This is a genomic window from Levilinea saccharolytica (genome assembly GCF_001306035.1).
In the GTDB taxonomy this organism is placed as follows: domain Bacteria; phylum Chloroflexota; class Anaerolineae; order Anaerolineales; family Anaerolineaceae; genus Levilinea; species Levilinea saccharolytica.
The window spans coordinates 26,680-46,766 of sequence record NZ_LGCM01000021.1; the positions used below are offsets into that span (position 1 = coordinate 26,680).

Genomic DNA, 20,087 nt, shown 5'->3' on the forward strand with positions numbered 1-20,087 from the left:
AGCATGGACGCGCAAATTATGGAAGCAGCAACAGCATACGAGATCAAGCCCAGGCAAGCAGTGGCGCTGGAGACGAGACGGGTGGCCAAAACTTACCCCAGCGATTTGGGGCTGATCCGGGCTGTGGATGATGTTTCGTTTGAGGTGCGGCAGGGTGAGTTTGTGGCACTGGTGGGGCCGAGCGGCTCGGGCAAAACCACCATGCTGGCCATGTTGGCTGCCCTGCTATCGCCCAGCTCAGGCCAACTGCTCTTGGATGGGATGGATCTGGCGCAGATGTCGGATATCGAACGGGTTCGGCTGCGGCGGGAGAAGATCGGTTTCACCTTTCAGGCCAACAACCTGGTGCCGTATTTGACCGCGTTGGAGAATGTGGAGCTGATGCTGCGCCTCAACGGGCGGCTGGATAAGGCCGGGCGGGTGCGCTCGCAGGAGCTTTTGGCGCGGCTGGGGCTGGGTGAACGCATGGCCAATTTGCCTTCGCAGATGTCCGGCGGGCAGCAGCAGCGCGTGGCGATTGCACGGGCGCTGATCCACAACCCCAGCCTGGTGCTGGCGGACGAACCCACGGCCAGCCTGGACACGGAACGGGCGTATCAGGTGGTGGAAACCTTTGCCAACTTGATTCACGAGAACAATCGGGCGGGGATCATGGTGACGCACGACCTGCGCATGGTGACCTACACAGACCGCGTGCTGCAAATGCGCGACGGCAAGCTGGTAAAGCAGTACGTGACCCGCGAAGAGATTGAAGGGCTGGCGGGCGGCCGACTGGAGCATTAGGCTTAATCATCGTTTGGCATCACGAGAGGGACGGCGGCCGCTGTCCCTTTTTGATTCTCTTTGCCGTTTTTCCATTTAAGAATTCAGTTGACTTTTGCGATCAAGTTCTATACAATCATCATGCACCTGAGGGGGGTGACGGTGATATTTTCCAGAATCATCGGAACTTAAAATGCAATTGATCGGAGGATGACCAGGGAGACCCCCATTCCCCTCATTATTCTATTCATTCCCTTGTTTTATTCTGTCGCGGACAGAGTAAGAACCCACCCAACCCAACAGGAGAAAGTGTCATGAAGAGAAACGCTGGATGGATTACTTTGTTGTTGTTGGTCACGCTCTTATCTGGCATTCTTAGCGGCTGCCAGCAGGAGAAAGTGGTCAAAATCGGCCTGAATGCGCAGTTGACTGGCCCTGATTCGTATGTGGGGCAGGCAGCCCAGCTGGCGCTGCAGGACCGCGTGGACGAGATTAACGCCAACGGCGGCATCAAGGGTTACAAGGTGCAGCTGGTGGTGTACGACAGCCGTTCCGAAGTGACGGATGCGGTGGCGGTGGCCAAGCGCTTGATGGAGCAGGACCGCGTGGCAGCCATCATTGGGCCGGAATGGTCGGGCGCAGCCATCCCGATTGCAGAAATTGCCAACACCAACAAAGTGCCGGTCGTGGCGACCACGGCTTCCAATATCAACGTGACCGTGACGGAAGACGGCAAGCTGAATCCGTACATGTTCCGCGTGTGCTTCATCGACCCCTATCAGGGTTATGCTCTGGCTGATTTCGCCTACAAGGAATTGGGAATGCGCAAGGCCGCCTTTATTTATGACGTGTCGGCTCCCTATTCCGTGGGCATCATGAACTTCTTCGAAGAACACTTTGTGGAATTGGGCGGTGTGATGGCCACCAAGGAAGGCTATATGGCCAACGATACCGAATTCCGCGCACAATTGGCCAAGGTGCAGGATTCGGGTGCGGATCTGCTGGTGGTGCCGACTGGAACCTACCGCGATATCGCTCTGATCGCCCAGCAGGCGGCGGCTTTGGGCTTGAAGATCCAGTTCCTGGGCGGCGACGGCTGGGTGGCGGATGAGCTTTTGAGCATGGCCGGCAAGGAATTGGAAGGCGCGTACCTGAGCAGCGGCATTTCTTCGGATGCGCCGGAATTCGCCGATTTCAACGCAGCCTTCGAAGCCAAGCACAAGACTGCGGCGAATGTGTACGCTTACTACGCTCTGGATGCGCTGTATTCGATCGAATATGCTGTGGGTGTTGCCATTGATAAGACCGGCAAGCCCGATCCGGCAGCGGTGCGGGATGCGTTGGAGACGATGAAGGATGTGCCGGTGTTCACGGGCAAGATGACCATGGAACCCGACACGCATAACCCCCACAACAAGCCTATCCTGCTGATGCGGATCACCGACAGCAAATGGGAAATTGTGAAGATTTTTACCCCGGGAGAGTAATTCTCGCAGGGCAAATGTTTTGTGGCGGGCTGTCCAACGGGCGGCCCGCCCTTTTGATTCACGCAGGGATTTCTTCCACGGTGATTTCGCGACCCAACTGCTGAGAGAGATAGATGCCGTCGGAGATGCGCTGGGTGTTGAGGGCGATCTCGGCGGTGGGGAGGGGCGGCACCTCGCCGCGCAGGGCGGCGATGAAATGCTGCTGGGGGCCGTCGTAAGCCGTGCCCTGCTGGCGCACGGTGTGCTGGCGGTAGGCGAAGGCGTCCAGATCGGCTGCGGAAGAGAGGGACAGATCGCCGAAGGATTGGAAGAGGCCAAAGGGCTCCAGGCGTAAGCCGCCGCGCGAACCGAGGATGTAAGATCCGCCAAAGGTATCGAGATGCGCGGCCCAGGCCTCGATGATGTGCAGGGTGAGGCCGCCTTGCAGGCGCACAAAGCCAGAAGCAAATTCCTCCACATCGTAGCCGCTGACGCGTTGGCGGGCGGCGTCCATCTCGGTTTCCTGGGCGGTGATGCCGCTGATGCGCAGGGGGGCGGGGTTGCCGAGCAAGTAGAGTAGGGCGGCAATGTGATAGACGCCCATATCCAGCAAGGCTCCCCCGGCGGCCTGACTCTTCTGCACAAAGGCGGGCGTGCCGTAGCCGTCCACATAGGGGCGGCCCTGGCGGCGGAAGCCGGTGGAGGCGGCGTAATAAGGATGCCCCAGCCAGCCCTGGTCCACGGCATGCCGAGCGGCTTTGATTTCGGGGCTGAAGAGGGTAGAAAGCTGGACGGCGAGGTGCTTCCCGGCCGCCTGGGCCGCGGCGAGCATGGCCAGACCGTCTGCATAGGTTCCGGCGATGGGTTTTTCACAGTAGACGTGCTTGCCCGCGCGCAGGGCGGCCTCAGCGGCGGGGCGGTGCAGGTGGTTATGCAGGCAGATGCTGACAGCGTCGATGTCCTCACGGGCGAGGAGCTGGTGATAATCGGTGGTCCACCAGGCTACACCGGTTTCTTGGGCGGCCTGGGCGGTGCGCTGCGGGTCGCGGCCTGCCACGGCAACCACCTCGACGCCGGGGATGGTGCGGTAGGTTTTCAGATGGTGGCGCCCGATTTGGCCGATGCCGATGATGCCGATGCGGATGGGAGAAGGGGGCATGGGATGCTCCTTATTTGCAAAAAGTGGGTAGGAGGTACAAAACCGCCCGAAAGTGAGAACCTTCGGGCGGCGGGGAAAGCAGGGGTCAGGAGGCGGTCTGCGGCGCTTCCGGCGGGCGGCCAAAGACGCTGACGATGCGAAGGATGTCGAAGCCTTCGGCATAGGGGCGTTCAGCCAGGGCGCCGTGACGGATGAGGGTGGAACGGGTGATTTCGGGACTGAAATAGTAGCGGTTGGTGTAGGTCTTATATTCTGCTAAGGCCGCGATTTTCTTCTCCACGTCCTCTTCGCTGACTTCCACCAAGAAGTTGGGGAAGAAGCCGTAGCTGGAGCGCAGCACGTCAAAACCCAAGACGGTGGCCCCGCGAAAAGCGCGCAGGGCTTCTTCCATGACGGTGTTGTGATCCTGGTGAATGTCGTTGCGGGTGTGGGTAAGCACAATTTCTGGCCGGAACTTGCGGCGGATGTCCAGAATGTATTCCAGGATTTCCTGGCGGGCGTGGGGGAAGCGGCGGGTTTCGAAGGGGCCGAGGATGACTTTTTCGGACGGCATGCCGAGCACACCCATGCTGGCGTAATGTTCTCCTACCAGATGATTCAGCTCAGGATTCTTCTGGTTATCCGAGAGGGTGACGCAAAGAACATCCGAAACGGCGGCCATTTGATGCAGCAGGGCGCCGCAGCCGAGTTCGATGTCATCAGGATGGGCGCCAAGGCACAGAATGCGGCGTCCGGTGAAAATCATGGCCTCATTCATGGCGGGCTACTTGGTGGCGAGGAAACCGCCAACCACCTTGGTCATCACCAGCTTGCCGTCACGTTCCAGGCGGGCGGCTGCCACGCGCTGAATTTCGGTCATAACGCGTTCAAAATCATCCTTGCCAGAGAAGAAAGACGACCAAATTTTGCGGTCTTCGTTGAGGGAGGCGCGGGTGTAGGCCACGAAGGGTTCCACTTCGGTGAAGGTCAGGGGGTTTTCGAAGAGGTGAACCTCGACCTTGGAGAACATGGCGCGGATGACCGGCAGGAACTGGCTTTCATAGCGCGAAGAGCCGGGCATGGGCGGGATGGGCTTATTGTTGGTGGCCTCGCGGATCACGTCGTAGAAAAGCTGCTTGTTGGCAGGCATGGGGCCGGTGAGGAACATGCGGCCGCCGGGCTTGAGCACGCGGTGCATCTGGCCCATGGTGAAGGGCACATCTTCGGCATAGTAGATGGCAAAGCAGCAGGAGGTGAGATCGAAGCGGTTGTCTTCGAAGGGGAAGGCTTTGTTGAAATCCAGGTCGATAAAGGGGATACCGGTGCCGCGTTTGGCGTCTTCGGCGCGGGCCTGAGCCAGCAGTTCCTGGTTCACATCACCGCCGGTGATGGTGGCGCGGCCTTTGAGGTAGGTATGATACGAGAAGCACTGTTTGCCTGCACCGCAGCCGACATCCAGGATATCCATGCCGGGCTGAAGTTTAAGCAGATCGAGCATCCAGGCGTCAATGTCACGCCCGCCGAATTGATTGTGGATGTTAATGCGGGTGGCCAGATCGCTGGTGGTTTCCTGATAGTTAATTTTCATAGGTCCTCACATGAAAGGATCGAATTGGGTACAGCGCAGCAATTATACCGGATTTACCCGCGGCTAACAAATACGGGGGAGCATCTCACCAGCCAGTTTGTCCAGCAGGCGCGTGCCGCCGATTTGGGTGCGCAGCAGGACGCGCCCAGGGTCCTGGGACTGCACGGTGCCGATATGGGCTGCCTGAGCGCCGTAGGGGTGGGCGCGCAGGGCGCTGAGGGCGGCGGGAAGCTCTTCGGGGGGGACGATGGCGATGAGTTTGCCTTCGTTGGCCACGTAGAGCGGGTCGAAGCCCAGCATTTCACACACGGTGCGTACGGTGGGCAGGATGGGCACGGCGGTTTCGTCAATGCGGATGGACACCTGAGACTGAACGGCAATTTCGTTCAGCGTGGTGGCCAGACCGCCGCGGGTGGGATCGCGCAGCACATGGGTGTGAGGGGCGGCGGCTAACAGCTCCTGGATGAGACCGTTGAGGGGGGCGACATCAGAGGTAATTTCTGCCTGAAAGCCAAGCTCGCCGCGGGCGGCCAGAACGGCCATACCGTGCTGACCGACGGGGCCGGAGAGCAGAACCTGATCTCCGGCAGCGGCCAGCTCCCCACCGATTTGGCGGCCTTCAGGCAACCAGCCCACGCCCGCGGTGGTGATGAACAGTCCGTCGGCTTTGCCTTTTTCGACCACTTTGGTATCGCCCGCCACGATTTGAATGCCAGCTTCCTGGGCGGCGGCCTGCATGGAGGCGACCACGCGCTCGAGGACGGCGATGGGCAGACCCTCTTCGAGGATAAAGCCCGCCGTCAGGTACAGGGGAACCGCGCCGGACATGGCCACATCGTTAACCGTGCCGCACACCGCCAGACGGCCGATATCACCGCCGGGGAAGAAAAGGGGGGCAACGATGTGACAATCGGTGGATACCGCGATGCGGCCAGAGGGCAGGGTGAGCCGGGCGGAATCGTTGGCCTGGTTAAGGGCTGGGTTGGAAAACGCGGCAGAGAACACGCGCTGGATGAGGTCGTGGGACATGCGGCCGCCGCTGCCGTGCCCCATGACGATTTGATCCTGGTGATCGAGGGGGCGGGGGCAAACAGGGCCTTCAAAAGCGGGTGTGGCTGGGTTCATAGCACCTCATCAACACGGCTCAGCCGGTCAGCGGCTGCGGCCGTAGCGGTAGTAGGCGGCGCAGGCGCCTTCGGAAGAGACCATGGTGGCGCCGAGCGGGGTTTCGGGGGTACATTGCTGGCCAAAGGCGGGACATTGAGGCGGTTTTTTCAGCCCTTGTAGAATTTGACCGGCGATGCAGATGGGGGATTCCTGGGTCTGGATGTGCGCGACCGAGAAGCGCTGCTCGGCGTCGTAGGCGGCCCATTCGGGGCGCAGACCCCAGCCCGACATGGGGATGGGGCCGATGCCGCGCCAATTGCGGTCGCAGGGCTGGAACACGCGTGAGATGATGGCCTGAGCGCCCAGGTTGCCTTGCAGGGTGACGGCGCGGGAGTAGGCGTTTTGCACTTCGTGGGTCCCGGCTTCCAACTGGCGCACGGTGAGCAGGATGCCCTGCACCAGATCCAGCGGTTCAAACCCGGTGACGCTCATGGGGACGCGGTACTGCTCGGCGATGGGCAGGTATTCCTGATAACCCATAACGGCGCAGACATGCCCGGCGGCCAGGAAGCCCTGCACGCGGCAGGTGGGGCTGCCCAGGATGGCGTGCATGGCGGGGGGGACGCACACATGCGAGACCAGCAGGGAATAGTTTTTCAGGCCCAAGGCGTGCGCCTGGAGCAGGCTGGCGGCGTTGGCGGGGGCGGTGGTTTCAAAACCGATGGCAAAAAAGACCACCTGATGGTCGGGGTTTTCGCGGGCAATGCGCACGGCATCCAGCGGGGAATAGACCACGCGCACCTGCGCCCCGCGGGCGCGCAGCGAGAACAGATCCTCGTGCGAGCCGGGAACACGCAGCATGTCGCCGTAGGAGGTGAAGATAACGTTAGGCTGGGCGGCGATGGCCAGGGCCTTATCAATTAGCTCCAGCGATGTGACGCACACGGGGCAGCCAGGGCCGTGCACCAGCTCAATTTCGGGCGGGAGCATTTCATCCAGGCCGGTGTTGAGCAGGGCATGGGTTTGCCCGCCGCAAATTTCCATCAGCGTCCAGGGGCGGGTGACGGTGCGGCGAATTTCTTCAATGCCCTTGTGAACCAGGGCTGCATCGCGGAATTCGGCGGTGAACTGCATGGCGGTCAGCTTTGCGCCGGGGGCGCGGGTAGGTCAAGCTCGTCGTTGAGCAGCTCAATTTCGCGCAGGCAGTCCAGGGTGGCCTGAGCTTCTTCTTCAGAGAGGATACTGAGGGCAAAACCGGCATGGATGATGGTCCATTCGCCGGGCTGAATTTCGGGCAGGGCTTCTACGCACACTTCGCGGATGACGCCGCCAAAATCTACTTTGGCCATGTGCATGCCGCTGTCTTGATACACTTCGATGATCTTACCGGGGACACCCAGACACATGTTAAACCTCCGAAGGCAAAAGCACGTTTTCATTCCGGCTGTGGGCGGCGATGAGGGCCTGACCCAGGGCGATGCCGCCGTCATTGGCGGGCACACGGCGGTGGATGAGGACGGTGAAGTTCGCGGCGCGCAGACCGGAGAGGGTTTTGGTGAGTAAGGTACGATTCTGCCACACTCCGCCGCTGAGCGCAACCGTGCGGGCGGAGCTTTGCTGGCGAATGTTCAGGCACATCTGTACGGCAAGAGCGGCCAGGCTGTTGTGGAAGCGGGCGGATAAGACCGGTGCGGGCGTTCCGGCGCGCCAATCGGCCAACAGAGCCTGCCAGAGCGGCCCAGGGTCAATTTGTACGCCGTGCAGGTCAAATTCATAGTACCCAGTCTCCTGCGGGTCTGCCAGGGCTTCCAGTTCAATGGCGGCCTGTCCTTCGTAGGTGGCTTCGGCGCGCACGCCGATGAGAGCGGCGGCGGCGTCAAACAGGCGGCCGGCGCTGGAGGTGAGCGGAGCGTTGATGGACTTCTCTAACTGAATGCGAATCAGGGTGCGCTCTTCGTAGCACAGGGCCTGGACCGGCGGCAGGTCGGGTTCCCAATCGAGACCGGACTGCCACAGGTGAGCCAGGGCCATGCGCGCAGGTTTGCGCACAGACTGGTCGCCGCCGGGGAGGGGGGTATAGGCCAGATGATAGAGACGCTGGCAGTTGGCGTAGTGGCCCAGCAGAAATTCGCCCCCCCAGATGGCCCCATCCGGCCCCAGACCAGTGCCGTCAAAGGACAGGCCGATGACCGGATCGGGGTTGAGCCAATCGTTATCGGCCAGGCAGGCGGCCAGGTGGGCGTGGTGATGCTGCACCTGCAAAATGGGCAGGCCGCTTTCGGCGGCGCGCTGCTGGGCGTAGCGGGTGGAGAGATAATCGGGGTGCAGGTCACAGACAAGGGTGTGGGGCTGCACGCGGAAGAGGCGTTCGTAATGGGCAACGGCTTCTTCGTAGGAGCGCAGGGTTTCGTAGTTTTCCAAATCGCCGATGTGATGGCTTAGAAAGGCGTAGCGGTCCTGGGTGAGGCAGAAGGTGTTCTTCAGCTCGGCGCCCGCGGCGAAAATGGGCGGCAGGGCGGGGCCGGAGAGGCGGACGGGATCGGGCGCGTAACCGCGGGCGCGGCGGATGGGGTAGGGCTGACCATCGGCCAGGGCGAGGACTGAATCATCCACGCGCATGTGAATGGGGCGGTCGTGCAGCAGGAAGGCGTCGGCCAGGGAGGAGAGGCGTTCCTGGGCTTCACCGTCCACATACGCGATGGGCTCTTCTGAAAGGTTGCCGGAGGTCATCACCCACAGATCGGGGTAGCCCGGCTCTGGTTCCAGCAGCAGCAGGTGCAGGGGGGTGTAGGCCAGCATGACCCCCAAAGTCACCTGGCCGGGGGCCACCTGGGGGGCGACGGACGCGCCCGGCAGGCGGTTGAGGAGCAGGATGGGGCGCTGGGGGGCGGTGAGGAGGGCCTCGGCGGCAGGGTCTAGCTGACAGTGGCGGGCCACAGCGGCGGTGTCGAAGGCCATGAGGGCGAAGGGCTTATCGGAGCGCTTCTTGCGGCGGCGCAGCTCGGCCACGGCCTGGGGGTTGGCGGCGTCGCAAGCCAGGTTGTACCCGCCCAGGCCCTTGACGGCCAGGATGGCGCCTTCTTTGAGCATTTTGCGGGCCAGGCGCACCGCTTCGTCCCGCTCGGCCAGGCGCGTGCCGTCGGCGGCTTGCAGCCAGACCTGGGGGCCGCAGACCGGGCAAGCCACCGGTTGGGCGTGAAAACGGCGGTCGAGGGGGTTTTGATACTCTCGCAAACAGTCGGGGCACATGGGGAACCCGGCCATGCTGGTGAGGGGGCGGTCATAGGGGATGTCGCGGATGATGGAAAAACGCGGGCCGCAGTGGGTGCAGTTGAGGAAGGGATAGCGGAAGCGGCGGTCGGCGGGGTCGAAAAGCTCGCGCTGACAATCGGGGCAGATGGACATATCCGGCGAGACCGGAATGAACGCGCCGGGTTCGGGGTGACTTTCCAGGATGACAAAGGCGCTGCCCGCGGCGGGGGGGATGGACTCGGTGACGACCGAATCAATTTGCGCCAGGGGGGGTGGGTTGTCTTTCAGCGCGGTGAGGAATGACTGCACCCCGGTAGGTTGGCCGGTGATTTCGATTTCGACGCCGCTGGAGGTGTTGCGCACCCAGCCGGTGAGCTGGTGGGTGACGGCTTGCGTATAGACAAAGGGGCGAAAGCCAACGCCCTGAACGATGCCGCGCACCCAAATTTTGCAACCGATATTGCCGTCCGTCATAAAGGTATCAGGCTTTCTTCTTCGCGGCGACCTGCTCTTGCAGCCATTGGATCCAGGCGTCCATGCCGTCCCCGCGCAAAGCGGCCACGGGGAAATGCACCAACCCTGGGTTGAGGGCTTCGACGCCTTTCAGGAAATAGTCCATATTGAACTGGATGTAGGGGAGCAGATCGGTCTTGCTGACGATGAGGGCCTGCAAGCCGCGGTAGATGTTGGGATACTTATAGGGTTTGTCGTCACCTTCGGGAATGCTGGCGATGAGGACGTTGGCGTGCGTGCCCAGATTAAAGGCGGCGGGGCAGATGAGATTGCCGACGTTTTCGACAATCACCAGATCAAGGCTTTCCAAGGGGAGCTGATCCATGCCGCGGCTCATCATCATGCCGTCCAGATGGCAGTCGCCGCCGGTGTTGATTTGCACGGCGGGCATACCCGCTGCGGTGACTTTATCCGCGTCAATGGTCACGGGGGCGGTGTCGCCCTCGATGACGCCGATGCGCAGGCGGGGCGCCAGGCGGTGGATGGTTTCGAGGATGAGGGTGGTCTTGCCCGCACCCGGGGAGGCCATGAGATTGACGGCAAAGACGCCGGCACGGTCAAAGCGGGCGCGGTTGAGGGCGGCGATTTGATCGTTGGCATCCATGATTTTTTCGACGATGGTGACGCGTTCTGGGCTCATGTTAAGGCTCCTGGTCGGGTTGGTCGCGTTCGATTTCGATACTGTCGAGGAAGAACTCTTCGCCGGAGACGATGCGAAGGTCCATGGAACTGCACTCGGGGCAGGGGATCAGCTCTCCGCGGATGAGGGTGAAGGTGTGCTGGCAGGCACGGCAGTGCATTTGGGCGGGTTTGCGGCTGAAATGCAATTTGGCCCCGGTGCACAAGGTGCCTTCGGAGATCATATCCCAATAGAATTGGACCGAATCGTCCACGATGGAGGAAAGCTGGCCGATAACGATGTGGATGTCGGTGACGCGCGTTGCGCCGGCTTTGCGGGCGTGCTTCTCGGCGATGGCGAGGATATTTTCGGTGACGGATAGCTCATGCATGGGCGTAATTATAAACCAAAACAGGCAAAAATCTCCGGAACACCGGCAGCTGTTGACTGCGGGAAGCCAGCAAAACAGGCGCTCTTGATTTAGGGATGGGGCAGAGGCTGCTGCAGGATCAAATCGTAGAGCTGAAGCCGCGTGGCAAGCAGGCGGCTGGCAACGATGTTGGAGATGCGGCGCATGAAGATGTATCCGAGGTCGTGGTCGGCTTCACATAAGGCGCGCAGCCCGTCGCCGTCCAGCGCAAGGAGGATGGAATCTTTGAGGGCAACAGCCGAGGCGGTGCGTTGGCGCACAATGGGGGTCAGGGCAGACCAGCCGATGATATCCAAAGGTTCCGCGGTGAAAACATCAAATTCGCCGTGATTGGGGATGTGGGCGGTGATCTGAACCTGACCTTCCAGAAGAATGTAGAGTTCGGTTTCTCGGTCGCCTTCTTGAAAGAGGATCTCCCCCGCAGGGACCAGGCGCAGTTGACTGATCTCCACCAGCGGTTCTAAAGAGCGCGGAGATAGTTCTAAAAAGAAGGGGATGCTGCGCAGCATCGTGTTGAGGTCGGGTTGTTCAAACATGGCGGTAATCCTATCAATGCTTCCCATCTTGTTTTATCACTGATGGGGAGGTGTTTTACAGTGTGTACTGTCACCGCGGGAGGGGTGAATTGTCACCATCTTGGTTGACTTTTCGTGACGCAAATTGGGTTTGAAATGTGCAAGAGAGTGACAAATGGGGGGATAAATGTCGCCGCGGCGGGTTTTGCAACCTGCCGCGGCGTTGGTTCTTGAAATGTGTTTGGGTGAAGCTTACTTGACCAATTCGACTTTGACCGCGCAGATCTTGTATTCAGGGATCTTGGCGATGGGATCAAGAGCAGCGATGGTCAGCTGATTGGCGTTGACCTCAGGGAAGTGGAAATTGGCGTAGACCATGCCCGGCGGGACGCGGTCGGTGACCCAGGCTTCGGCTTCGATGACGCCGCGGCGAGAGGCCACACGCACCCGCTTGTTGCCGTTGACGCCCAGACGGCGGGCATCATCGGGGTTGAGTTCCACCAGCGACTGGCCGTAGACTTCCATCAGGCCTTCGGCGCGGCGGGTCATTTCGCCGCCGTGCCAGTGGTACAGGACGCGGCCGGTGGAGAGCAGCATGGGGTAGTCGTTATCGGGCATTTCCACCGGCGGGACATGAACGGTGGCCGCGAATTTGCCCAACCCGCGGGCGAATTTGCCCACGTGCAGGATGGGGGTGCCGCCGTGTTCCGCGTCTTTGACGGGCCAGTGCAGGCGCTCACCGCGGTCGAGGCGTTCATAGCTGATGCCGGCGTAGGAGGGGGCCAGCGCGTTGATTTCGGCCATGATGTCGGCCGGGCTGGTGAAATTCCAGGCGGCATGCGGGGCGTCGCTGGGTTTGCGGCTGCCGAGTTCGATGACGCGGCGGGCAATTTCCTGGGTGATTTCCCAATCCTGGCGGGCGTTCCCGATGGGCTGGATGGCCTGATGGACTCGCTGAACGCGGCGCTCGGTGTTGGTGAAGGTGCCTTCTTTTTCCGCAAAGCTGACGCCCGGAAGCAATACATCAGCGTATTCCGCGGTTTCCGAGGGGAAGATCTCCTGGAGGACCATGAAGTCGAGGGTGTCCAGGGCGTGGCGGATGTGATTGGTGTCCGGATCGGACATGATGGGGTTTTCGCCCAGGATGTAGAGCGCCTTGAGCTTGCCGTTGGCCGCCGCGGGCATCATTTCGGTGACGGTCATGCCGATATTGGCGGGCAGGGAGACGCCCCAGGCCGCTTCGAATTTCTTCTGGTTCGGTTCCTGGTTGACCCACTGGTAGGCAGGGTAGAAATTGGGCAGGCCGCCCATGTCGCAAGCACCCTGCACGTTGTTCTGACCGCGGAGCGGGTTGACGCCGCCGCCGGGAACACCCATGTTACCGAGCAGCATTTGGAAGTTGGCGCAGGTCATCACGTTTTGGACGCCAACGGTGTGCTGGGTAATGCCCATGGCCCACATGATCGAGGCGGGTTTGGTGGTCGCCAGGATTTCGGCGGCTTCGTAGAGCTGTTCCACAGGGATGCCAGTCGTTTCAGAGACGGCATCCGGCGGGTAATTCATGATATTGGCTTTGAATTCGTCGAAGTTTTCGGTGCGCTCGGCAATGTAGGCCTTATCTTCCCAACCTTTTTCCAGGATGATATACATCAGGCCGTTGAGCAGGGCGATGTCTGTGCCGGGTTTGAGGCGCAGATGGAGGGTGGCGAATTCGGTGAGATCAATTTTGCGCGGATCGGCAACGATGAGCTTGGCATGGCGCTTTAATACCGCCTGCCGCAGCATGGTGCCGAAGACGGGATGCTGTTCGGTGGTGTTGGAGCCGATCACGAGCATCGCCTGAGAATGGGCGGCAACGTCGTCCATAGGGTTGGTCATTGCGCCGGAACCGAAGGAAGTGGCCAGACCGGCCACAGTGCTGGAGTGTCAAAGACGGGCGCAGTGATCGATGCTGTTTGTCCCGACCACCTGGCGGGCAAACTTGTTCATCACATAGTTTTCTTCGTTGGTGCATTTGGCCGAGGTGAGGACGCCGACGCTGTCTGCGCCGAAGGTATCGCGCGCAGCGGCGATCTTGCGGGCGGTCAAATTGAGGGCGGTGTCCCAATCCACCTGAACCCAGGGCCCGCGGTCTCCGTGGGGGCGCTCTTTGCCCTGAAGGAGGTATTCACGCACCAGCGGCTCGGTGAGGCGCTCTTCATGATGCACGAAGTCGTAACCATAGCGGCCTTTGACGCACAGGCGCATGCCGTTGACGGGGGCGCTGGGGTTCGAGGTGACGCGCACGATGTGGTTGTCGCGCACATTGAGATCAAATTGGCAGCCGACTCCGCAGTAGGTGCAGGTGGTGGTGACTTTCTTTTCAGCTGCGCCAGCACCCACAGACATTTTATTATCGAGCGCGCCGGTGGGGCAGTAGGCAACGCAGGCGCCGCAGGATTCGCAGCGAGCTTCCAGCATGGTTACACCGGAACCGGCGACGACGTGCGAGTCGAAACCGCGATTCTCCAGACCCCAAACGAAGCGGCCCTGCACTTCGGCGCAGGCGCGAACGCAGCGCGAGCACAGGATGCACTTATTCATGTCCACCCATACAAAGGGGTTGGGGTCGCTGTTGACCGGGTAGCGGGGTTCTTTGGCGGCGAACTCGCTGTACGAGACACCGTAGAACTCGGCCCAGTGGAGAAGTTCATTTTCGCGGCCGTCATCCTTGTTGTCCCCGCGGTCATAATAGGCAGACAGCAGGAGCTTGAGGATCATGCGGCGGTGTTCGATGACTGCGGGGCTTTCGGTGACGACCTGCATGCCCTCGGTCGCGGGGGTTGTGCAGGAGGTTAACGGCCCGCGAGCACCGGCGACCTCAACGATGCACATACGGCAGCCGCCGTGCGGCGAGAGGTCTTTATGATAACAGAGGGTCGGGATGGTAATCCCGGCCTCCTGCGCGGCTTCCAGGATGGTTTGCCCTGGGTGAGCCTGGACGGGTTGACCGTTGATCGTGAAGTTAACCATTGTTTCTCCAGTCTAGTTCAGCCGTGCACCAAAGATCAGGCGAGGCTGCGAATGATGACGTAAGCTGGGTGGTTATTTCTTTTTTCCGTTGAAGATGAACCAGTACATCAGGCCGACCATCACGGCGCCGCCGATAATATTGCCAATGGTGACGGGCAAAAGGTTCGCCAGGAAGAAGTTACCCCAGGTGAGGTTAGAAAAATCAGCCGCGGTTTTACCGATGCTTTCAAAGAAGGCAGGGGAGCCCCAGGATTTGATGAACAGACCCATGGGGATGAAATACATGTTGGCAATGCTGTGTTCGAAGCCGGCGGCCACGAAGGCGCTGATGGGGGGGATGATGGCCAGGATTTTATCGGTGGTGGAGCGGGCCGAGAAGCAAAGCCAAACCGCCATGCAGACCAGGGCGTTGCACATGATGCCCAGGGCGATGGCCTGGAAGAAGCCCAGACCGCACTTGGCATTGGCGGTGTTGAGCGCAGCCAAACCGACGGCGCCTTTACCAAAGGTGTACTGCGCGGAGACGAACATCAGCAGGGCGGTTCCAATGGAACCCAGGAAGTTTCCGAAATACACAATGCCCCAGTTGCGCATGAGCTGGGCGAAGGTCACTTTGCCCGAGGTGAAGGCCATGATGATCAGGTTATTGCCAGTGAACAGCTCGGCGCCGCCCACGATGACCAGGATGAGGCCCAGGGTAAAGGAGAGGCCTACGGCAAATTTGGCCAGGCCGAAGGGGACGTCGGCAGTGCCAGCACCCACGGTGGTGGCAAAAATCGCACCGGCGGAAATGAATGCGCCGGCCAGGACTGCCAGGCCCAGCATGGGGAGAGTGGCCATGTTGGCCTTCTTAACACCGACGGCTTCGGCTTTTTGAGCCATTTCAGCGGGCATGAGAGCATCAATATTGAATTCAGCGGACATGTCTGGGTGACCCTTTTCTGGTTGAGATAGAATGAGTGACTATACTGAGTTTAACGGTTTGTGGACAATTGTCCAGGTTATGAATGTAACCAATACAACTGCAAAATCTCCAAATGTCAGCGATAATGAATCCTCCTGTCTGATAAAAGTTTTTTGTCATTTTTTGTAAGCAGATCTTTATTGTTCTGATATATGGTGAATAGTTGGGCGCGGGCAGTTTATTTTAGACGGAATCCACGGCCAGCAGCCATTGGCAAACGGTTTCCACAGCCTGCTCAGCCAGTTTGGCGGTGGGTTCAGAAAGCGAATTGGTGAAATTGAAACTGAACCCGCGCACCGAGACGAGCAGGGCTTCGGTTTGTGCATTGTAGAGGCTGTGGGCTAAAGCCAGGCAGGTCTGCGGGGTCATATGGTGAGTGAAGGGGGATTGCTGAAAATTGGGGGCCAGGTGTTCGATATTGAGATCGTTGGGGACGCGGCCTGTGTGGGCATCTACAAAACAGACACGCTCATATTGCGCGAGGGTTTCAGCCAATTCTGGATACAGCTGTAGGGTAAACTGCACGTGCGGGTAGGTATCTGTGGGATGGGGTTCAAACACCTCTTCAGGGGATGAAGGCACCTCTCGTCCCAGAGCATCCAGGACGCCGACCAGGATATGCCATCCAACACCGTCATCTTCGCGATCGATGTTTCCATATGCAATGATCAATGTTGATTTCATGCATTCCCTTACAGAGCCTGGGTTTATTTTCCCGAAGGGGGGCAGTATTAACTGCCCCCCTTCGGCAGCGTAACTAATCCATGTTGCGGCTGAGGGTTTGAATGAGCTGTCCCTCAGGATCGAGGATTTCGATTTCCATCGGCATTTGGCCCACGGCATGGGTGGAGCAGGAAAGGCAGGGGTCGTGGGCGCGGATGGCAGCCTCGACGCGGTTGAGCAGGCCTTCGCGGATGGGGTTGCCGTTGATGTAGGTTTTGGCCACCGAATCCACCGATTCGCTCATGGCCCAGTTGTTGTGGCCGGTGGCAACGATGAGGTTGACTTTGGTGATCTGACCCGTTTCATTGGCCCAGTAGTGATGGAAGAGCGTGCCGCGCGGGGCTTCGATGACGCCCACACCTTCGCCGCGGAAATCGTGGCGCGTGTTGAGGATGTCTTTGCCGAGCAGGTCGGGATCATCCAATAAGATGCGTACGCGTTCGAGAGCAAACAGGGTTTCGATCAAGCGGGCGTAGTGGTAATAGAGGGTATTTTCCACCGGCAGACCGCCGTTGAGCGACTTCCAGATTTTCATCTCTTCGCCGGCCAGCGGGGTTTCGATGGTGTCCGCGGCGTTGAGGCGGCCCAGCGGACCCACGCGGTACACGCCGTTGGGCCAGCCCATCTTCTTGTAATAGGGGAACTTGAGGTAGGACCAGGATTCGACGTGTTCGGCGATGTAATCCAGATAGTTGCGGCCGTCAAAATGCTCCAGCTGCTGGCCTTTTTGATCCAGGAGGCGAATCTGGCCGTCGTAGAGTTCCAGGCCGTTGCCAGGGGTGACCATACCAAAGTAACCAGTCTTGAGAACGGCGAACTTTTCGATATCTTCGCGGTTCTTTTCGGCCCAGCCTTTCATAATGCTGATACCGAGCTGGGTGGTGGCGACGGCTTCATCCAAACCAGCGAGGATGCCGTTGCGGTCTTCGACGGAGAGAGCCTTGTTGACGCCGCCAGGGACGGCAAAGGTGGGGTGAATGCGGCGGCCGCCGACGCGGAAGATGATATCCTGCCCAAACTTGCGCAGGTTGATGGCTTTGAGTGTGAGGGCGGGGTCGGCCTGGAGCAGACCGACAACGTTACGCACGGCGGGGTCGGCATCGAATCCCAGGATCAGGTCAGGCCCGGCCAGCTCAAAGAAGTGCATGCCGTGGCTTTGGATAATCTGACCCATGTGCATCAGGTCGCGCAGCAGGGTGGCCGTGCGAGGGGGCGGGCAGCCCAGGACCTCATCACCGGTTTTGGCGGCAGCCAGGTGGTGGCTGACGGGGCAAATGCCGCAGATGCGCGGGGTGATGTAAGGCATTTCAAAAACCATGCGCCCTTCGCAGAATTTTTCAAAGCCGCGGAATTCATTCACATGGAAATAGGCGTGGTTGACCGTGCCGTCATCATTCATGCGAATGGTAATTTTGGCGTGGCCTTCGATACGGGTTACGGGTTCAATGGTAATTTTTTCAGTAGTCATCATGCCCTCCTAATGCCAGTGCAGGAGGTCGCCCTTGAGGTCGGGTTTGCGACCCTGGGCTAACTCGGAGAGCACATGGAAAATGACGTCTGCATCCGGCGGGCAGCCGGGGACATGGTAGTCCACGGGGACCACTTCGTGGATCGCGCGCACAGGGGTCATGCGGGCCAATTCCGGATCGTCGGGGATTTTGCCCTCGGAATCGGTGGATTCGGTCTCGACATAGGCACGCTGCAGGGCAGCTTCTTCACCCACAAAATTGCGCATGGCAGGTACACCGCCGAAGACGGCGCAGTCGCCCAGGGCCACTAAGATTTTGCAACGTTTGCGGAAATAATGGGCAACCTCTTCATTGGCAGTATTGTTGATGCCGCCTTCGAGGACGCCCACATCTACACCACTTTCATCGGGTTCTTTGAGGTCGGTGATGGGGGTGGAGCGGAGGTCTACCAGTTCAATGACCTGTGCCAGGCGTTCATCCATGTCCAGGAGGGACATGTGGCAGCCTGCGCAGCCGCACATCCAATCACTTGAGACTTTTGGTTTAGCCATTTGTGCGTATCCTTTCAACAATTAAAGAACCAGAGCAACCGGAGAAGCTGCGGTGTTGAGTTCGGCGCTCCAGGAGTTAAGGTTTATGGCCGCCCCGAGGTGCGCAGCCAACGCTTGGAGGATCTCCAGGTTGGCACGAACATCCTCCGTGCACTGCAGGGCAGCTTCGGATTTCTGCAAACGGCCGTCCAAATTGAGGTACGATCCGGCCTGTTCAAAAGCGGTCTGGGCAGGCAAAACCACGTGAGCCATGCCGGAAAGCTGTGAAGTATAAGCGGCCTGCACAACCAGGAAGGGGGCTTTTTCGAGCTGCTGGGTGAGCTTGCGCGAGGGTTCTTCATCTCCCAGAGCCACATAGACAGCCTTGATGTCCTGCAGATTCAGGGGTGCGCTGAGACCAAAGAGGGCGGCGGTGAGGCTGTTGGCCTGTCCCTTGGTGCTGAGCAGGGATGCATGCGCGGCCTCGGCCAGCTCGATGACTGCTTGCACCAGGGCTTCACCCTGGCTGACCAGGTTCTTCCCGAAGACGATCACGGGTTTTTCGGCCTCAGACAGTTTTTGGGCGGCCTGGAGGAAGGTGTCGGCGGCAATGCCGGTTTGAGCGGCGGCATCCGACACAGCGGTGTGATTCTGCGCTAAAGCAGCGCGCAGACCCTGGATGACAGCGGCGAGGGTGCCCTTCTTGAATTTCAGGTTGGCGTCGGCGTTCAGATCCAGCGGGTGTGCGCCTTCATTGACCAGCACAAGGCTGGCGCCCAGGGGCAGGCTGCGTTTGATGAAGAAGCCAGCGACTTCGTGATCGGCGACGATGTCTTCATCCAGCAGGAGGAAGCAATCTGCGGTGTGCAGGTCTTCCAATTTGCCTTCGAAGGCGTGCCCTAAAGCTGCGGCAGTTTTGACCAGGTTGGCGGTGGCGGCGCATTCATCGGTGGTGGTGACGGTTGAGGCAGCCAGGTGATCTTTGAAGATCTGTTTGAAGGCGTGCAGGCTTTCGGCAGAGAGACGCGGGGAAGCCAGCGCGGCCACTTTGCTGCCCTGTGCTTTCATTTCCGCGGCGACCGCGTCCAGAGCTTGTTCCCAGGTGGCGGCCACCAGCTTGCCGTCGCGGCGCACCAGCGGGGTGACAATGCGGGTGCGGTCTTCCACGGTGGGAAGGAAACGCCCGGTCTTGCAGATGACGCCGCCGTTCAGCTCGGATGTCCAATCGCCTTCGATGCGCATCATGTTGTTATCGCGCACGAGGACATCCAGGGTGCAGCCGACAGAACAGCCGGTGCAGATGGAGGGATGACGCTCTACCTGAGTTTCACGGCCGCGGTAGGCGCTGGAGCGGTCAATGAGGGCACCGGTGGGGCAGATTTGAACACAGGTACCGCAGGAGATGCAGCTGCTTTCACCCAGGGGAACGCCCAGATCAGCGACCAGGAAGCTTTTGGCGCCGCGTTCTTCAAACCCGAGGGTGAAATTGCCCGCGAGCTCGCCGCAGGCGCGCACGCAGCGGCGGCAGAGGATGCAGCGGTTATGATCCAGAACGAAGTAGGGATGGGAGGCGTCCACTGGGTAGGTTGTCCAGGCGGGCTGGATGGGCCAGTGGGTCATTTCTTGCTCGTAAGCGGCATTTTGCAGCTCGCAGTCGCCGCCAGAGACCTGGCAGAAGGGGCAGAAATGGTTGCGCTCGCTGAAGATCATGGTGAGGACGAACTTACGAGCGGAGCGAATCCGCTCGTTGTCCGTGAATACGACCATATTATTGGTCGCCGGCAGGGTGCAGGAGGGCTGCAAGGTGCGGGCACCTTCGACCTCTACCAGGCACAATCGGCAACCACCGTAAGGGGTCAGGTTGGGATGATCGCAGAGGGTAGGGATGTTAAGTCCATTGGCTTGGGCTGCGCGGAGAACGGTGGTTCCTTCGGTTACTTCTATTTTTTTGCCATCAATGGTTAACGTGATCATCGTTTTCTTCTTTACGAGAAAGGAA

At 59.9% G+C, this 20,087-nt stretch carries 18 protein-coding genes; 2 read left to right on the top strand and 16 right to left on the bottom strand.

The window, feature by feature from the left end; genetic code table 11:
* The first annotated feature begins 3 nt into the window (after positions 1-3).
* Together ADN01_RS05455 and ADN01_RS05460 are read left to right on the top strand one after the other, a co-directional pair.
* Complete coding sequence (locus ADN01_RS05455; protein WP_201778636.1) at positions 4-783, top strand: ABC transporter ATP-binding protein; 780 nt, start codon at positions 4-6, stop codon at positions 781-783.
* A gap of 293 nt (positions 784-1,076) precedes the next feature.
* Complete coding sequence (locus ADN01_RS05460) at positions 1,077-2,249, top strand: ABC transporter substrate-binding protein (protein ID WP_062418181.1); 1,173 nt, start codon at positions 1,077-1,079, stop codon at positions 2,247-2,249.
* A gap of 58 nt (positions 2,250-2,307) precedes the next feature.
* Here ADN01_RS05460 and ADN01_RS05465 read toward each other — a convergent pair whose 3' ends face one another.
* The 16 genes from ADN01_RS05465 to ADN01_RS05540 all read right to left on the bottom strand — a co-directional run bounded on the left by ADN01_RS05465 (position 2,308) and on the right by ADN01_RS05540 (position 20,062).
* On the bottom strand, positions 2,308-3,387 hold the full coding sequence (locus ADN01_RS05465; protein WP_062418182.1) for a Gfo/Idh/MocA family protein: 1,080 nt from the start codon (positions 3,385-3,387) through the stop codon (positions 2,308-2,310).
* 85 nt (positions 3,388-3,472) lie between these two features.
* On the bottom strand, positions 3,473-4,144 hold the full coding sequence (locus ADN01_RS05470; RefSeq protein ID WP_062418183.1) for a PIG-L deacetylase family protein: 672 nt from the start codon (positions 4,142-4,144) through the stop codon (positions 3,473-3,475).
* Between the two features lie 6 nt (positions 4,145-4,150).
* On the bottom strand, positions 4,151-4,954 hold the full coding sequence (locus tag ADN01_RS05475) for a class I SAM-dependent methyltransferase (protein WP_062418184.1): 804 nt from the start codon (positions 4,952-4,954) through the stop codon (positions 4,151-4,153).
* A 63-nt stretch (positions 4,955-5,017) separates the two neighbouring features.
* Complete coding sequence (hypE, locus tag ADN01_RS05480; protein WP_062418185.1) at positions 5,018-6,079, bottom strand: hydrogenase expression/formation protein HypE; 1,062 nt, start codon at positions 6,077-6,079, stop codon at positions 5,018-5,020.
* Positions 6,080-6,106: 27 nt separating this feature from the next.
* On the bottom strand, positions 6,107-7,195 hold the full coding sequence (hypD, locus tag ADN01_RS05485; RefSeq protein ID WP_062418186.1) for a hydrogenase formation protein HypD: 1,089 nt from the start codon (positions 7,193-7,195) through the stop codon (positions 6,107-6,109).
* Positions 7,196-7,200: 5 nt separating this feature from the next.
* Positions 7,201-7,467 (bottom strand): HypC/HybG/HupF family hydrogenase formation chaperone, encoded by a 267-nt coding sequence (locus ADN01_RS05490; protein ID WP_062418187.1) that lies wholly within the window; start codon positions 7,465-7,467, stop codon positions 7,201-7,203.
* 1 nt (position 7,468) lies between these two features.
* A complete protein-coding gene (gene hypF / locus ADN01_RS05495) occupies positions 7,469-9,787 on the bottom strand; it encodes a carbamoyltransferase HypF (protein WP_062418188.1) in 2,319 nt (772 codons plus the stop codon).
* Between the two features lie 7 nt (positions 9,788-9,794).
* A complete protein-coding gene (hypB, locus tag ADN01_RS05500; RefSeq protein ID WP_062418189.1) occupies positions 9,795-10,466 on the bottom strand; it encodes a hydrogenase nickel incorporation protein HypB in 672 nt (223 codons plus the stop codon).
* A 1-nt stretch (position 10,467) separates the two neighbouring features.
* Positions 10,468-10,836 carry a hydrogenase maturation nickel metallochaperone HypA gene (gene hypA, locus ADN01_RS05505; RefSeq protein ID WP_062418190.1) on the bottom strand — a complete coding sequence of 123 codons (369 nt, stop codon included), beginning with the start codon at positions 10,834-10,836 and terminating at the stop codon, positions 10,468-10,470.
* Positions 10,837-10,925: 89 nt separating this feature from the next.
* Entirely contained in the window at positions 10,926-11,411 is a 486-nt protein-coding gene (locus tag ADN01_RS05510) for a cyclic nucleotide-binding domain-containing protein (RefSeq protein ID WP_062418191.1), read from the bottom strand.
* 231 nt (positions 11,412-11,642) lie between these two features.
* Positions 11,643-14,402 (bottom strand): formate dehydrogenase subunit alpha, encoded by a 2,760-nt coding sequence (gene fdhF, locus ADN01_RS20040; RefSeq protein WP_082142766.1) that lies wholly within the window; start codon positions 14,400-14,402, stop codon positions 11,643-11,645.
* Positions 14,403-14,474: 72 nt separating this feature from the next.
* Positions 14,475-15,296 (bottom strand): formate transporter FocA, encoded by an 822-nt coding sequence (focA, locus tag ADN01_RS05520; RefSeq protein ID WP_236690974.1) that lies wholly within the window; start codon positions 15,294-15,296, stop codon positions 14,475-14,477.
* Positions 15,297-15,549: 253 nt separating this feature from the next.
* On the bottom strand, positions 15,550-16,050 hold the full coding sequence (locus ADN01_RS05525) for a hypothetical protein (RefSeq protein ID WP_147239034.1): 501 nt from the start codon (positions 16,048-16,050) through the stop codon (positions 15,550-15,552).
* Between the two features lie 73 nt (positions 16,051-16,123).
* Entirely contained in the window at positions 16,124-17,557 is a 1,434-nt protein-coding gene (locus tag ADN01_RS05530; protein ID WP_062418196.1) for a Ni/Fe hydrogenase subunit alpha, read from the bottom strand.
* 9 nt (positions 17,558-17,566) lie between these two features.
* Positions 17,567-18,109: an NADH-quinone oxidoreductase subunit B family protein gene (locus tag ADN01_RS05535; RefSeq protein WP_062418197.1), complete on the bottom strand. Its 543-nt coding sequence runs from the start codon at positions 18,107-18,109 to the stop codon at positions 17,567-17,569.
* Between the two features lie 21 nt (positions 18,110-18,130).
* On the bottom strand, positions 18,131-20,062 hold the full coding sequence (locus ADN01_RS05540) for a molybdopterin-dependent oxidoreductase (RefSeq protein ID WP_062418198.1): 1,932 nt from the start codon (positions 20,060-20,062) through the stop codon (positions 18,131-18,133).
* Positions 20,063-20,087: the final 25 nt, after the last annotated feature.